Annotated in this window: 17 protein-coding genes; 7 read left to right on the top strand and 10 right to left on the bottom strand. The window is 67.9% G+C overall.

Annotated features, from left to right (window positions below; translation table 11 throughout):
- Nucleotides 1-647 precede the first annotated feature (647 nt).
- The 3 genes from RHCRD62_RS24925 (at nt 648) to RHCRD62_RS24915 (ending at nt 3,190) form a co-directional block, all read left to right on the top strand.
- A complete protein-coding gene (locus tag RHCRD62_RS24925; RefSeq protein WP_050067433.1) occupies nt 648-1,589 on the top strand; it encodes an MBL fold metallo-hydrolase in 942 nt (313 codons plus the stop codon).
- Nucleotides 1,590-1,726: 137 nt separating this feature from the next.
- Nucleotides 1,727-2,242 (top strand): phage holin family protein, encoded by a 516-nt coding sequence (locus RHCRD62_RS24920; RefSeq protein WP_050067432.1) that lies wholly within the window; start codon nt 1,727-1,729, stop codon nt 2,240-2,242.
- A 6-nt stretch (nt 2,243-2,248) separates the two neighbouring features.
- Nucleotides 2,249-3,190: an alpha/beta fold hydrolase gene (locus RHCRD62_RS24915; RefSeq protein WP_050067431.1), complete on the top strand. Its 942-nt coding sequence runs from the start codon at nt 2,249-2,251 to the stop codon at nt 3,188-3,190.
- A gap of 6 nt (nt 3,191-3,196) precedes the next feature.
- Here the strand turns inward: RHCRD62_RS24915 and RHCRD62_RS24910 are convergent, their stop codons facing one another.
- Genes RHCRD62_RS24910 through nth form a run of 4 tightly spaced genes read right to left on the bottom strand, consistent with a single transcriptional unit; the run spans nt 3,197 to nt 6,469 of the window.
- On the bottom strand, nt 3,197-4,387 hold the full coding sequence (locus RHCRD62_RS24910) for a MarP family serine protease (RefSeq protein ID WP_050067430.1): 1,191 nt from the start codon (nt 4,385-4,387) through the stop codon (nt 3,197-3,199).
- Nucleotides 4,384-5,109 carry an NUDIX hydrolase gene (locus RHCRD62_RS24905; RefSeq protein ID WP_050067429.1) on the bottom strand — a complete coding sequence of 242 codons (726 nt, stop codon included), beginning with the start codon at nt 5,107-5,109 and terminating at the stop codon, nt 4,384-4,386. The genes RHCRD62_RS24910 and RHCRD62_RS24905 overlap by 4 nt, the downstream gene beginning before the upstream one ends.
- A complete protein-coding gene (locus tag RHCRD62_RS24900) occupies nt 5,106-5,792 on the bottom strand; it encodes a TlpA family protein disulfide reductase (RefSeq protein WP_253277477.1) in 687 nt (228 codons plus the stop codon). The genes RHCRD62_RS24905 and RHCRD62_RS24900 overlap by 4 nt, the downstream gene beginning before the upstream one ends.
- The gene (gene nth / locus RHCRD62_RS24895) at nt 5,789-6,469 is read right to left on the bottom strand and encodes an endonuclease III (protein ID WP_157051063.1); all 681 of its coding nucleotides are present in this window, start codon (nt 6,467-6,469) and stop codon (nt 5,789-5,791) included. Before nth ends, RHCRD62_RS24900 begins: the two co-directional genes overlap by 4 nt.
- A gap of 210 nt (nt 6,470-6,679) precedes the next feature.
- Here nth and RHCRD62_RS24890 point away from each other — a divergent pair, with 210 nt between their 5' ends.
- Both RHCRD62_RS24890 and RHCRD62_RS24885 read left to right on the top strand, forming a co-directional pair.
- A complete protein-coding gene (locus RHCRD62_RS24890; protein ID WP_050067427.1) occupies nt 6,680-6,937 on the top strand; it encodes a hypothetical protein in 258 nt (85 codons plus the stop codon).
- Nucleotides 6,938-7,137: 200 nt separating this feature from the next.
- A complete protein-coding gene (locus RHCRD62_RS24885; protein WP_007536532.1) occupies nt 7,138-7,812 on the top strand; it encodes a Crp/Fnr family transcriptional regulator in 675 nt (224 codons plus the stop codon).
- 810 nt (nt 7,813-8,622) lie between these two features.
- Here the strand turns inward: RHCRD62_RS24885 and RHCRD62_RS24880 are convergent.
- The 3 genes from RHCRD62_RS24880 to RHCRD62_RS25980 form a co-directional block, all read right to left on the bottom strand.
- On the bottom strand, nt 8,623-9,408 hold the full coding sequence (locus RHCRD62_RS24880; protein ID WP_050067426.1) for an MBL fold metallo-hydrolase: 786 nt from the start codon (nt 9,406-9,408) through the stop codon (nt 8,623-8,625).
- A gap of 92 nt (nt 9,409-9,500) precedes the next feature.
- Nucleotides 9,501-9,968 carry a RidA family protein gene (locus RHCRD62_RS24875; RefSeq protein WP_050067425.1) on the bottom strand — a complete coding sequence of 156 codons (468 nt, stop codon included), beginning with the start codon at nt 9,966-9,968 and terminating at the stop codon, nt 9,501-9,503.
- Nucleotides 9,965-10,129 carry a Sp36 family protein gene (locus RHCRD62_RS25980; RefSeq protein ID WP_157051059.1) on the bottom strand — a complete coding sequence of 55 codons (165 nt, stop codon included), beginning with the start codon at nt 10,127-10,129 and terminating at the stop codon, nt 9,965-9,967. The genes RHCRD62_RS24875 and RHCRD62_RS25980 overlap by 4 nt, the downstream gene beginning before the upstream one ends.
- Nucleotides 10,130-10,242: 113 nt before the next feature.
- Here RHCRD62_RS25980 and RHCRD62_RS24870 point away from each other — a divergent pair, with 113 nt between their 5' ends.
- Both RHCRD62_RS24870 and RHCRD62_RS24865 read left to right on the top strand, forming a co-directional pair.
- Nucleotides 10,243-11,259 (top strand): ATPase BagA, encoded by a 1,017-nt coding sequence (locus RHCRD62_RS24870; protein WP_050067424.1) that lies wholly within the window; start codon nt 10,243-10,245, stop codon nt 11,257-11,259.
- Nucleotides 11,256-12,368 (top strand): ATPase BagB, encoded by a 1,113-nt coding sequence (locus RHCRD62_RS24865; protein WP_050067423.1) that lies wholly within the window; start codon nt 11,256-11,258, stop codon nt 12,366-12,368. Before RHCRD62_RS24870 ends, RHCRD62_RS24865 begins: the two co-directional genes overlap by 4 nt.
- On the opposite strand, the gene RHCRD62_RS24860 is transcribed toward RHCRD62_RS24865, so the two are convergent.
- The 3 genes from RHCRD62_RS24860 to RHCRD62_RS24850 form a co-directional block, all read right to left on the bottom strand.
- Nucleotides 12,352-13,605, bottom strand: coding sequence for an MFS transporter (locus RHCRD62_RS24860; protein WP_050067422.1), 1,254 nt, complete (start codon nt 13,603-13,605; stop codon nt 12,352-12,354). The genes RHCRD62_RS24865 and RHCRD62_RS24860 overlap by 17 nt on opposite strands.
- Nucleotides 13,602-14,042: a MarR family winged helix-turn-helix transcriptional regulator gene (locus RHCRD62_RS24855; RefSeq protein ID WP_084734474.1), complete on the bottom strand. Its 441-nt coding sequence runs from the start codon at nt 14,040-14,042 to the stop codon at nt 13,602-13,604. Before RHCRD62_RS24855 ends, RHCRD62_RS24860 begins: the two co-directional genes overlap by 4 nt.
- A gap of 124 nt (nt 14,043-14,166) precedes the next feature.
- Complete coding sequence (locus RHCRD62_RS24850) at nt 14,167-14,490, bottom strand: WhiB family transcriptional regulator (protein ID WP_043808976.1); 324 nt, start codon at nt 14,488-14,490, stop codon at nt 14,167-14,169.
- Nucleotides 14,491-14,687 lie beyond the last annotated feature (197 nt).

The following is a 14,687-nucleotide window of genomic DNA, read 5'->3' as shown; positions in this document are numbered from 1 at the left end:
GAGCCAGGATCTAACTCTCCGTTGAAGACTCTAGATTTCGCGGCAAGCCGCTAATCAGTCATAGACATCGAGTCAAATCACTAGCATTCAAAAACTCAAACTAGCATTCAAACACTGACCCCGAATCCGACGGAAGAAGGACCGGAGCCAGCAATACCCACCCCATACAATTGATGGAGTGGAGTACCAAAATATTGGCACTGACATTCATCGGCACACTGTTGAGTTCTCAAAGAACACGCACACACCATCACCACCAAGAAACTCGTTCTCGGCCGCTCCGGGGCAACTGTTCCAGCCTAACTCATCGCAGCGACTCGGTCAAAACCGTGTCGGTCACAATCAGTAAAGGCAGTCGAAGCGCAACAGTATTACTACTGTCGCTAACCTCTGGATTGGCCAGGCGCCTTCGTACAACCTCGTGTCTCTCGCCCGGGGGCGGAGTCGGTGTCCGTGTCGCTCTGACTCGACAAAAGTTACGCGACTGACCTGCCCTCCGCAAATCGGCTGGTCACAGGCTTGAAACCTGGCGTTTACCGAGGTCGCTCGTCCGGATTCCCCACCACTGGACGCCGAACGTGGTCGGCGTCACTCTGAATCTCGACCGACCTCGCCGTTTGCCGACCGCAGCTGTCGACAGGAGTTCCATGACCGACTGGTACCGCGTCACTCCGATCGCCCACGGGATCTGGAGCATCACCGAACCGGGCCACGTGACGATGTGGTTGATCGCCGGCACCGAACGCGCCCTGCTCGTGGACACCGGGATGGGCTTCGTTCCCCTGCGACCGGTGGTGACGGCTCTGACTCCCCTACCCGTGACAGTGGTGAACACCCACTATCACTTCGACCACGTCGCGGGTAACCACGAGTTCGACGACGTTCGGATCCACCCCGCAGGTGTCGAACCCCTACGCGTTCGCCCCGCACGGCAGGAGCTCGACGCCTACCTCGACCACAACGACCGACTGCTCCTGGCCGCCGCCGGAATACGAGACACCGACCGCGACCTCCTGTACCTGCTCGACGCCGACAGTGATCCCGCCACGTTGCCTGCATCGTTCGATCGCACGACGTGGACTGTGCATCCACCTGCACCGTCGGCCACCGTCGTCGACGACGACCTACTGGATCTCGGAGGTCGGACGGTTCGCGTGCTGCACACCCCGGGCCACACCCCCGACAGTCTCTGCCTGCACGACAGCAGGACCGGCGTGCTGTTCGGCGGCGACACCGTCAACTCCGGTCCCATCTACGCGCACGAACCGGATTCGAATCTCGCCGATTTCGCCGCGAGCACCGCGCGCCTGGCGGAAGTGAAGGACGACGTGTCGCTGGTGGCCATGAATCACTTCGGTCGGGTCGTCGCCCCGCCCTATGTATTGCAGTCGGTGGCTGACGCGTTCGCCAGGATCGTCGAGGAAAGTCCGCGTCAGGAGGGGAGCCAGCGGAGCGACCAGGGAGCTCGGCGCCAGGAGCGGAGCCTGCGGAGCGACCAGGGAACTCGGCGTCGCGTTCGGGACGTTCAGAACAATGCCGCCGACGAGATTCGTTTCGACCACTTCTCGATCACGGTGCCTCCGAAATGACGGGATGAGCGCGTCATACCTGCTGCACCGCTGCGACGCGGATCGCGTCGGCGCTAGTGTTGCGCCGAGGACGCGTCCACTCGGGCACGTACCGCACCGACCCGCGCACACGAAGAACGAAGGGGCACGACGTGAGCATGAGCGACCGCAGCGGCAGGACCGGGAACGGGGTGCCGGGCACCATCTCGTCCATCCCGCTCACCGACGTCGACGCGCACGCCCCGGGCACCGCCAGCATCGGACACCTGGTCAAGGACGCGACCGCGCAGGTCTCGACCCTGGTCCGCGCCGAGGTCGAACTCGCCAAGGCCGAGGTGACCAGCGAGGTGAAGAAGGGTCTGCAGGGCTCGCTGTTCTTCATCCTGGCGCTCTCCGTCCTGGTCTTCAGCGCCTTTTTCTTCTTCTTCTTCCTCGCCGAGCTTCTCAGTGTGTGGATGCCGCGCTGGGCGGCATTCCTGATCGTCTTCGTCTTGATGATCGTGGTGACCGCGCTGCTCGCGCTGCTCGGGTACATGCGGGTACGCAAACTGCGGGCCCCGGAGAAGACCATCGAGTCGCTCCGCCAGGCTGCGACCGTCCTGCCGATGTCCGAACCGGCTCACGACGCCGCCGGCTACACGCCGGGTGAATACGCGCGACGCACCGCGCCCTGACCCACCGTGACAGCCCCCGACCCGTCCACCGTCCGCCTCGAAGGGCCGTGGCGGCACCGTGATGTGCGCGCGAACGGAATCCGCTTCCATGTCGTCGAGTCAGGCCCCAACGACTCCGATGCGCCGCTCGTGGTGCTGCTGCACGGATTCGCGGACTTCTGGTGGACGTGGCGTCACCAGCTGACGGCGCTCGCCGACTCCGGTCATCACGTCGTTGCCGTTGACCTGCGCGGTTACGGGGACACCGACAAACCGCCTCGTGGATACGACGGTTGGACGCTCGCGGGCGACGTCGCCGGGTTGATCCGTGCGCTCGGGCACACCGACGCCGCGCTGGTCGGGCACGCCGACGGCGGCCTGGTCTGCTGGGCCACGGCCGTGCTGCACCCCAGCGTCGTCCGCTCGATCGCGCTGATCGCGTCGCCGCACCCGATCGCCCTCAAACGCGCGGTGGTGCGGACGCGCGCACAACGCTCGGCGTTCCTGCCGTCGTTCCTCGCTTGTCAGCTGCCGTGGGCACCGGAGCGGCGTCTGACGAGGGACGGCGGGGCCGAGGTCGATCGCCTCATCCGGAGTCGGATGGGGTCACTCCGGCAGGTCGATGCCGGTGAGCTGGCCGACGTGCTGTCCCGGTCCCGTTCCGCCATCCAGATTGCCGGCGCGGCGCACTGCAGCCTCGAGTACCAGCGGTGGGCGTTCCGCAGTCAGTGGCGACCGGACGGCAAGCGGTTCATGACGGCCATGGACAAACCCGTCACCGTTCCGGTTCTGCAGATCCACGGCGACGCCGATCCGTTCGTGCTGCGGTCGACGCTCCGGTCGGACGGGCGCTGGGCGCCGGACCTGCGCCTGTGCGGCGTCCCCGGCGCGGGTCACTACCCGCACTGGGAGCGCCCCGACGCGGTCACCTCGGCGCTGCTCACCTTTCTCGGGGAGCCCGCCCCCTGACGCTCGTCAGAGGATGCAGGCGCCCGTCTCGACAGCGGTCTCCATGTAGGCGGCCTGCTCGAGCTGCCGAGCCACCTCGGCGGCGGTGAGCGCGAAGCCGGTGTCGGTGTTGTCGACCGCCGCACCGAACACGACACCGAGGACCCGTCCCTGGTCGTCGACCAGCGGACCTCCCGAGTTGCCCTGCCGGATCGAGCCGCGGACGGTGTACACCTCGCGGGTGACGTCGGCGGCCCGGTAGATGTCGGGGCCGCTGAGGTCGAGGGTCTCGCGAATGCGGGCCGCGCTCGCCGTGTACGGGCCGCCACCGGGATAGCCGAGCACCAACGCGTCGGCACCCGACTCGGCGGGCTCGGGTGCGAGCGGAATCGGCGCCGATTCCAGTCCGGGAACGTCGAGGACCGCGACGTCGACCTGCGGATCGAACAGAACCACTCGCGCTTCCAGCGGGCCGTCCGCCGTGTCCACGACGACCTGATTCGTCCCTGCCACGACGTGCGCGTTCGTCATCACCCGCTCGGGCGCAACGACGAAACCGCTGCCCTCCAATGCTCGCTGGCAACTCGGCGCGATGCCGCGGATCCGCAACACGCTCGACTGCAGGCGCGCCGCGATCGGCCCCTGCTCGATCGCCACGTCCGGCGGATCGACCACGGCGATCGGTGTGCGGCCGAACGGCCCGATCACGTCCGGCAGACCCGACGTGTCCAGCAGTGCCGAGAACTCGCTCGGGAGACGTCGCATCCAGTTCGGTGCGACTTCGTCGACCTCGGTGAGCACCTTGGACCCGCGCACCGCAGCCGCGACCTCGGGTTGCGAGGAAGCAGTCAGCGGTATGGCGAGCAGCCAGGCCGCGACGAGTACCGCGGCGGCCTGCAGCAGCGCTCCGACACCGCTGTCAACGGACCGTGCTGCGGGACTGTGCATGCTGCCGCGTGCGGCGCGTCCGAGGACCATGCCCGCGACCTCGCCGACGATCACCAGTCCGACGATCAACAGGATTCCCGCGAGCACCCGCGTCCGTCCCTCGTCGACGTGGACGAGGACGTGCGGGGCGATCAGGATCCCCGCGACGGCGCCGAGGATCACGCCGAGGAACGCCAGAGCCGAGGCGACGGCGCCGTGCCGCCACCCCGATGTCGCCGCGAGCACTGCGATGGCGACGACGGCGATGTCAATCCATGCCGAACCGCTCACCGGTCGTGTACCTCCGTCACACCGGCTTCGACCTCGGCGAGCGTCACGTCGAGATCACGCACGTCCTTGTGGTCCCATTCGATCTCCCAGCCGGAGACCGAGATCAGGCCGGCCAGCACGCCTGCGGTGAATCCCCAGACGAGCAGACCGTCGATCTGGAACGCGGGCCCGCGGTATCCGAGCCGGTGTTCGACGACGAAACGGTTGTCCGGGTCGAGGAGCGACCGGATCGGGACCCGCGACACGCGTGCCGTCTCACCGTGGTCCACCGGACGGATCGGAGTCGGCCGCTCCCAGTACCCGATCACGGGGGTGACGTCGAATCCGGAGGGCGGCACGAAGATTCCCGGAAGCACCGCCAACGCGCGGACACCGGACGGATCGAGTCCGGTCTCCTCCTCCGCTTCCCGCAACGCGGTCGCGATCGGCCCGTCGTCGCCGGGATCGGCGGCCCCACCCGGAAATGCGACCTGGCCACTGTGCTGCCGCAGCGTGGCGGCGCGCTGCGTCAACAGGACGTCGGCGTTCTCGGGCAGACCGCCGAGGCTGACGGGATCCGATTCCTCCGAGCCGCCGAAGAGCACGAGAACCGAGGCGTCACGAACCTTCGCGTTGCCCGGGGCCTGACGATGCAGGACCGGGTTGACGGCGCGGTCGTCCGCGGGCGGAAGGGTCACGATGCGCTCGAGCCACTGCGGCGCCGCATGTTCGGTACGGGTCATGTCGCCACTCCCAGGTATTCGCTGACCGCAGCTGCGATCTCGTCGGCAGAGTCGAACGGCTGCGGCAGTACAGCGGCGACCGTGCCGTCTGCCCGGATCAGCGCGGTGACAGGCAGAACTTTCGGTGCACCGACCGCAGTGGCGATCCGTCCCGCACCATCCTGCACCCCCGGCAGATGAACGCCGTACTCGGCCAACGCGGCCAACGCATTTCCTTCCTTGGGGTCCTGATGGACCGTCAACACGGTCACTGCGTCACCTGCGCGGCGCGCGTACTCGTCCAGGGCGGGAAGTTCTTTCGCACAGGGTCCGCACCAGTAGGCCCAGAAGTTCACCAGTGCGGGCTTGCCCGCCAGTGCAGCGCCGACGTCGACCCTGCTTCCGTCGGCGAGGCACCCCAACTCGATTCCCGCCAGCGGCCCCGCACCCGCGGCACCGGGCGCCGGAGTCGGGCACGGTTGCAGCGCCGCCGCGGCGCGCGGACCCGCCAGCGCAGCATCGGTGTCGCCCGGTGCGCGTTCCACCGCAGAAGCGGCGGTGTTCCCTCCCATGACGTCGGAGTGACCGGGGGCATCCGACTCGTCGCCGCCCCGCGGCCAGATCGCGACGACCAGGGCCAGGACGACGACGAGGCCGGCGAGGCTCCACCGTCCGGTGTTCGAGATCCGCACGTCCGGGCTCACCGACCCGCCAGGTCGAGAAGATGCTCGGTTTCGGGTCCCTTGACGAGCGCCGCCGCGATGGCGGGATCGGTCGGCCCGATCCCGTACGACGGGCAGTCCTTCGCCAGGAGGCACACGCCGCAGGCCGGCTTCTTGGCATGGCACACGCGACGGCCGTGGAAGATGACCCGGTGGGACAGGATCGTCCACTCCTTCTTCGGTATCAGCTCGCCGACCGCGTGCTCGACCTTGACCGGGTCCTCCTCGGCCGTCCACTCCCACCGGCGCACCAGCCGGCCGAAGTGGGTGTCGACGGTGATTCCCGGCACATCGAACGCGTTACCGAGGACCACGTTCGCGGTCTTCCGACCGAAGCCGGGAAGGCTGACCAGCTCCCGCAAGGTCCCCGGCACCTCGCCGTCGAATCGCTCCACCAACGCCTGTCCGAGCCCGATGATCGAGTTCGCCTTGTTCCGGTAGAAACCGGTGGTTCGGATGTACTCCTCGAGTTCGGCGCGGTCGGCGCCTGCGTAGTCCTCCGCGGTTCGATAGCGCGCGAACAGCGCGGGCGTCACCTGGTTGACGCGCACGTCAGTGCACTGTGCGGACAGGATTGTCGCCACCGAGAGCTCCAGCGGAGTGGTGAAGTCGAGTTCGCAGTAGACGTGAGGGAAGGCCTCGCCGAGGCGTCGGTTCATCCGCCGGGCGCGACGCACCAGACCGAGCCGACTCTCCTCCCGGGCCGGCGAGCCCGCGGTCCCCGCGGCGCCCGTTCTCGCGGGTGCGGTCCGCGACTTCGGCGCGGTCTTCGAAACAGTGGTCGACACCTGATCGACTCTACGGATGGGCCGGAGAAGCGATCCCTCTTCGTTTCACTTCTGAGACATTGGCCGTGTTTACTGCCCCGTATGCAAGGACTCGCTGTGGTGCTCTTCCCAGTGCTGCTCATGCTGTTCGCGCTGGCTATGGAGCGGGTGGAATTCCGGTTGCGCCGGCTCACGGTCCGCGAGCAGGAGGTGCAGGAGTTTCTCGACAAGGCGAGCCACGCCGATGTCGCCGCCCTCGCCGAGGAGGGCCTGCCGCGCGCACTGGCCCGGTTCCACCTCCGCCGTCGGCGTGGGATCTCGGATGACGACGAGGACCTGACCGAGCGGCGTGCCAGCTGATCCGCAGACCCGCACTGGCCGCCCCCTCCATCGATTCGACTCGCTAGACGTGTTGCCGATCACTAGTGTTCGACATCGGAGCGATAGACTCCGAGCGATAGCCATCGAATTGTCGGCGCGCAGCCCGCGCCGAATCGGCAGACAGTCGTCCTCCTGGACGTCCGGACGCCGAACCCTAGTTTTTCAATGAAGGAGCGCACGTGGACGAGGTCCTGGCTAGAGCCGGCATCTTCCAGGGAGTCGAGCCCTCGGCGGTCGCCGCGCTGGTCAAGCAGCTGCAGCCTGTCGATTTCCCCCGTGGGCACGTCATCTTCAACGAGGGCGAACCGGGCGATCGCCTGTACATCATCGTGTCCGGCAAGATCAAGCTCGGACGGCGTTCTCCGGACGGCCGCGAGAACCTGCTGACGATCATGGGCCCGTCCGACATGTTCGGCGAACTGTCCATCTTCGATCCCGGGCCCCGCACCTCCACGGCCACCACCGTGACCGACGTTCGCGCCGTGAGCATGGACCGCGACGCTCTGAAGTCGTGGATCGACCAGCGACCGGAGATCGCCGAGCAGCTGCTCCGGGTTCTGGCCCGTCGCCTGCGTCGCACCAACAACAACCTTGCGGACCTGATCTTCACGGACGTCCCCGGCCGTGTCGCCAAGGCGCTGCTTCAGCTCGCGCAGCGTTTCGGCACCCAGGAGGGCGGCTCGCTCCGCGTCACTCACGACCTCACGCAGGAAGAGATCGCGCAGCTCGTCGGCGCGTCCCGCGAGACCGTGAACAAGGCGCTCGCCGACTTCGCCCACCGCGGCTGGATTCGCCTCGAGGGCAAGAGCGTCCTCATCTCGGATTCCGAGCGTCTCGCGCGCCGCGCACGCTGACGACTTCCGCAGCAACGACGCCGCCCACCCCGATCTGCGGGGTGGGCGGCGTCGTTTCGATGCACACGCTGCGACGAGAGGCGGCCACCCATACGGGGTGACCGCCTCTTCCGGGCTCGGCGCCTATTCCTCCGGGCTGCTCAGCGAGCCGCCACTGGCGTTGGCGATGAAGTCACCGAGGACCGGGACGAGCGCCTGAAAGCGGCGGCGAGGTCCGAGACGGATCCCATGCATCGCTCCTTCGAGAGTCGATAGGGGTGGCGACGATCAGGTGTCGGTGGCGGGCGCGTCCGCCGAGCCCGCGCGCAGGCCCGAGAACAGCGTGGTGCGGGACGTGATCAAAGCAACTTGCCCAACGCCGCACGCAGAGGACACGAAAAGGCCTCAATCCCTCTGGGATTGAGGCCTTTTCGCGCGACAAGCGACGTGTCGCACCTGGTTCACGTCATGCGCCCCAGGGTCATCGCGCTCACGCAGGCAGGGTTTCGCCCTCGGTGCTGCCGAGATCGAGCTGGAAGATGGTGCCGAAAATGCCGATCAGCTGGACGATGCCGTTCTCGTCGGCGAGGTTCTCGAGGGATCCCAACGTACTGCTCCTTCAGATGTGAGGGTCAAGCCACGTCACACGACGCATGCTCCGATGGAGTTTTACCCGGTCGTACGGGCGGCCCGCAGCACGAGAATTAAGAGTTCACCTGCACGAAATGTCGGTCATACACACGACACCATCCACAACCTGCCCAAACACTCCCGAATGCCCCAGATGTGACGCGAAACACCACCCTGTTTCGGCATTCCACTCAGCGGGACTCAGCGACGCAGGTACTCCAACTGCACCCGGACCGACTGCTCCGCCACGGGCCACAATTTCGGGTCGACATCCGCGTACACGTGCTCGACGACCGTCCGCAACGCGGCACCCTCACCCAGGACGACGAGCGCGGCCCGCACCTGTTCCAGCCGCTCCTCGCGGTGCGCCAGGTAGTACTCGGCGACCGGAAGAAGGTCCGGCAGGTCGCTGCCGTGCCCGGGCAGGACGGTGCGCCCAGCCCCGAGGTCGATGAGCTTCCGCAGCGACGCCAGGTAGTCCCCGAGATCGCCGTCCGTGGAGTCGAGGACGGTGGTCCCCCGGCCGAGGATCGTGTCGCCGGTGAGCACCGACCCCTCGCCCTCGATCACGAACGAGGTCGAGTCCTTGGTGTGTCCGGGTGTGCGCACCACGCGGATCGCGAGGCCGACCTCCTCGATCAGGTCACCGTCCGGCAGACCGGCGTCCGTACGCCTGCGCAGGGTGGGATCGACTGCGCGAACAGGACTTCCGGTCATCTCGACGAACCGGTCGATGCCGTCGGTGTGGTCGTGGTGCCGATGGGTGATCAACGTCAGCGCGACCGGCCCCACCTCCGCGATCCGGCGCAGGTGGTCCTCGTCGTTCTCACCGGGATCGACGACGACACACTCCTCGCGTCCGGGTGCGCGAAGGATCCAGGTGTTGGTTCCGTCGAGGGTCATCATGCCGGGGTTGTTCTCCAGCATCACCGCCGCGATGGGGGTGACCTGACGCAACTGCGCGTATGCCGGATGAGCGAGGGTCATGGGCCCACTCTACGAGGGGTGCCGGGGGCGACACGGACGACGTCGGCCCGCCCACCGGTGGAGGTGGACGGGCCGACGAGAGCTGTTGGCGGTCAGCCGACCTCGACGATCAGCTCCACCTCGACCGGCGCGGCCAGCGGCAGCTCGGCGACGCCGACGGCGGATCGCGCGTGCACGCCCGCCTCGCCGAAGACCTCGCCGAGGAACTCGGACGCACCGTTGATCACACCGGGCTGACCGGTGAAACCGTCTGCGGACGCGACGAATCCGACGACCTTGACGATCCGGACGATCGAATCCAGACCGACGAGCGCGTCGATCGCGGCGAGCGCGTTCAGTGCGCAGGTCCGGGCGGCGGCCTTCGCGGTGTCGGCGTCGACGGCGTCACCGACCTTGCCGACCACGGGCAGCGCGCCGCCCTCGAAGGGCAACTGACCCGAGGTGTACACCAGGTTTCCGGTGCGCACGGCGGGCACGTACGCCGCGACCGGGGCGGCCACCGGCGGCAGGTCGACTCCGAGCTCGGACAGTCGGGCCTTCCAGTCGCTCACGTCGCTCAGCCCTTCGGACGCTTGAGGTACGCGACGTGCTGCTCACCCGTCGGCCCGGGGAGCACGTTCACGAGTTCCCAGCCGTCCGCACCCCACTGGTCGAGGATCTGCTTGGTCGCGTGGGTCAGCAGCGGAACGGTCGCGTACTCCCAGGTTGTCAATTCGCTCATGGACCTGAGCGTAGTGCCCCGAGTCGTCGGCGCGATGCCCGGTGGCCAGCGAGTTCGGCGCCACACGCACCGCTCGGCCACCGGTCCGTCGAAGCGATATATAGGCTCGGGGCGTGGCAGCACCTGGGAACACGCCCGCCTTCGAGTGGCCGGCCAAGGCGGACAAGGCTCGACTGCACTTCGTGTCGGGCAAGGGCGGAACCGGTAAGTCGACGGTCGCGGCAGCCCTGGCGCTGGCTCTCGCCGCGGGTGGGAGACGCGTCCTGCTCGTCGAGGTCGAGGGACGGCAGGGCATCGCGCAACTGTTCGACGTGCCGCCACTGCCTCCGACGGAGACCAAGGTCGCCACGGCCGACGGCGGCGGCGAGGTCGTCGCGCTTGCCCTCGACATCGAAGCCGCGTTCCTCGAGTACCTCGACATGTTCTACAACCTGGGCTTCGCGGGGCGGGCCATGAAGCGGATGGGCGCGATCGAATTTGCCACCACCCTCGCACCCGGCCTCCGCGACGTCATCGTCACCGGCAAGATCAAGGAGTGCGTGATCCGCAAGGACCGCAGCGGGGTACCGGTCTACGACGAGGTCGTGGTGGACGCGCCCCCGACGGGCCGGATCGGTAGCTTCCTGGACGTGACCAAGGCGATGTCCGATCTGGCGAAGGGGGGCCCGGTGCATTCCCAGTCCGAGGGCGTGGTGCGACTGCTGCACTCCGACGAGACGATGGTGCACCTGGTGACACTGCTGGAGGCGCTGCCCGTGCAGGAGACCGCGGACGCGGTCCGCGAGCTGGAGTCCGCGGACCTGCGACTGGGCACGGTGATCGTCAATCGCTCCGGCACCGCCTACCTGCCACCGGACGTGATGGCGGATGCCGCCGCGGGACGGATCGACGCCGACGCGGTGCGCGCCGGCCTCGACGCCGCCGGGATCGCCCTCGCCGACGACGACTTCGCTGGTCTGCTCACCGAGACCATCGAGAACGCGGCGACGCTCGCCGCTCAGGACGACAGCGCGGAGGAGCTCGACAAGCTCGACGTCGCGCGCCTGCACCTGACCGCGCTGACCGACGGCGTCGACCTCGGCGGTCTGTACGAACTCGCCGGGCAGCTGGCCGAGCAGGGCGTCCGATGAGCGCCGGCATGGACGTGGACGCGATCCTCACCGACCCGGCGTCGCGGATCATCGTGTGTTGTGGGTCCGGCGGAGTCGGCAAGACCACGACCGCGGCATCGATGGCGCTGCGGGCCGCGGAGGAGGGCAGGCGGGTGGTCGTGCTGACCATCGACCCGGCGCGGCGGCTGGCGCAGGCCCTCGGCGTGCAGGATCTCGACAACACCCCGCAGCCGGTGGCACTCGGACCCGATGCGACCGGCGAGCTGCACGCGATGATGCTCAACATGCGCAGCACGTTCGACGACATGGTGCTGGAGCACTCGTCACCGGAGAAGGCCGAACAGATCCTGTCGAACCCCTTCTACCAAACCGTCGCGACCTCGTTCTCCGGGACGCAGGAGTACATGGCGATGGAGAAGCTCGGCAAGCTCGCCGCGAGCGACGAATGGGATCTGGTCGTCGTGGACACGCCGCCGTCGCGCAATGCGCTCGACTTCCTCGACGCACCGCAGCGCCTCGGCACCTTCCTCGACGGCCGCATGATCCGGATGCTGTCGGCGCCCGGCCGAGGCATCGGCCGGTTGGTCACGGGTGCAATGGGTCTGGCGCTGCGCGCGGTCTCCACGATCATCGGCAGCCAGATGCTGTCCGACGCCTCGGCGTTCGTGCAGTCGTTCGAGTCGATGTTCGGCGGGTTCCGGGAGCGGGCGGCGCACACCTACGAGCTACTGCGCGCAGAGGGCACCCACTTCTTCGTGATCGCCGCGGCCGAACCCGACGCGCTGCGGGAGGCGTCGTTCTTCGTCGAGCGACTGTCCTCGGAAGGCATGCCGCTGGCCGGGCTGGTGCTCAACCGCACCCACCCGACGCTGAGCTCGCTGCCCGCGGACCACGCGGCCGCCGGCGCGGACCACCTCAAGGCACTCGGCGAACACCCCCTCGCCGCCGCCGTGTTGCAGATCCACGCCGAACGCGCGAAGACCGCACAGCGCGAGCTGCGGCTGCTGGGCCGGTTCACCGGCGCGCACCCGCGGGTGCCGGTGGTCGGGGTGCCGTCGCTGCCGTTCGAGGTGTCCGACCTCGAGGGACTGCGCGCGGTCGCCGATCAGCTCACAGGTCGGGGCTGACCGGCTCCGCTTCGGGAGTCACCCGTCGTTGCCGGCGGATCACGAGCAGGCCGAGCAGACCCGCGACAACGCAGGTGACGGCACCCATCAACAGCCCGACCCTGGCGCCGAGATGCTGTGACACGGCACCCGCGATCGGTCCGCCGATCGGTGTCGACCCCAGGAACGCCACCGACCACAGGGCCATCACGCGACCCCGCATGTGCGGTTCCGCCTCGAGCTGCAGCGTGCTGTTGCCGATCGACAGGAAGGCGACGCTGCCCGCCCCGACCAGGAGCAGCGCGAACAGTTCGAGCCACAGGGTCGGGGCCAGCGCCGCTGCGGCAATCACGACACCGAACACCATGGAGGTGCCGATCAGTGCGGGGAGCCCGGTGCGTCCGCGGGCCGCGACGAACAGTCCTCCGACGACGGCACCCACCCCCATCGCTGCGGTCATGAACCCGTACACGCTCGCGTCGCCACCGAAACTGTCCTGCGCGAGGACCGGCAGCACCACCTGGAACTCGTAGGCGAGGCAGCCGACCAGCGCCATCATCAGCAGGGGGACGAGGAGGGTGGGCTCGCCCGCGACGTAGCGCAATCCCTCACGCAACTGTCCGGGTGCCCGCGTCGCCGGCGGTGAGGGGCGCAGTTCGTCGACGTCGAGCCGGATCAGGGACAGGACGACCGCGACGAAGCTGACCGCGTTGAGGAGGAAGCACACGCCGAGTCCGCCTGCTGCGATGACGATGCCCGCGATCGCGGGTCCGACGGCGCGCGCGGCGTTGACGAGCACGGAGTTGAGGCTGACGGCGTTCCGAAGGACGTCGGGTCCGACCATCTCGAGGACGAACGCCTGCCGAGCCGGGTTCTCGAAGCAGTTGTTGAGCCCGAGCAGGAACGCGAGCAGGTACACGTGCCACAGTTCGACGGCACCGGTGACGGTGAGCAGTCCGAGGACCAGCGCGAGCAGCCCCATCATGGTCTGCAGCCCGATCATCAGCTTCCGCTTGTCGAGGCGGTCGGCGACGACGCCGCCGTAAGGGCCGAGCACCAGGACGGGCAGGGTTTGCAGCGCGACGACGGACCCGAGGGCCGTCGCGGACCCCGTGAGCTGGAGGACCAGCCAGGACTGCGCGACGGCCTGCATCCACGTCCCGACCATCGACACCGCCTGACCGGCGAAGTACCGGCGGAAGTTGGGGACCGAGAAGGAGGCGAAGGTGTCGCTTCGGACGGTTGCGAGCGCGGTCATCGGCCGGGGTCCGCGATCGCGGCAGCCAGCGATTCGAGCGCGGGCAACGCCGACAGCAGGCTGTCCGCGTCGTGTCCGGGTAGTCGCGCCAGTGCGTCGGTGAACAGCTGGGTGCGTTGGTCTCGGAGCCGGCAGTGCAGCGCCCGGCCCGCATCGGTGACCTCGACACGTGCTGCGCGGCGGTCCGACGGGTCCGCGCTGCGGCGCAGCAGGCCGTCGGATTCGAGCTTGCCGACCACGCGGGAGAGCATCGTCGGGTTGAGGCCCTCCACCTCGGCCAGCTCGCCGATGCCGAGAGGTCCGAGTCGAGCGACGGTGCCGACCACGGAGAGCTGCGTGCGGGTGAGTCCGTCCCCCGAGACCTGTTTGTCGACGGTACGAGCGATGCGGCTGAGTGCGATCTTCAGCCGGGTGATCTCGTCGGGAGCCTCGGTCATGCCACCTCGCAGATAGTTGCCTATCGGCAAGCATACTCTTCGGAGTGGGCCGCCACCACAACAAAAGCCGCCGGCCGGAACCCCGAGGTTCCGGCCGGCGGCCTGTGTTCAGCTGTCCGAAAGGTCAGACGACCGACGCCTGACTGCGTTGCGCCGAGAAGAAGTCCGCCCACGACTCGACTTCGGGATGCTGCTTGAGGAGTGCGCGGCGCTGACGTTCAGTCATGCCACCCCACACCCCGAATTCCACCCGGTTGTCCAGTGCATCCGCTCCGCACTGCATCAGCACCGGACAGTGCCTGCAGATGGTGGCTGCCTTGCGCTGCGCAGCCCCACGAACGAACAACTGATCCGGATCAACCGCGCGGCATCGCGCCTGTGTAACCCATGCAATACGGGCCTCGGCCTCCTCGAAATCCAACCGACGGCCCGGCGTGGTTACGGTCATCTTCTGCCCCTCCTGCAGTACAAGCGTCGCCCTCGCTGACGCTTCTGGAAGTGCGTGCTCCGGCCTATCACGGCGAGGCGCACCACATTCCCGATCTAGTGTTATCTGAATCACACTGGGTCACAATTTAGGCAATGTATAACGCTCAACGCAAGACCTTCGGCAACTTTTTTGGTACGGACGTGCATTCAAGTTCG

Origin of the sequence: Rhodococcus sp. RD6.2 (genome assembly GCF_001040705.1) — a bacterium.
Classification (GTDB): domain Bacteria; phylum Actinomycetota; class Actinomycetes; order Mycobacteriales; family Mycobacteriaceae; genus Rhodococcus_G.
This window is presented reverse-complemented; position numbering and strand designations above follow the sequence as displayed.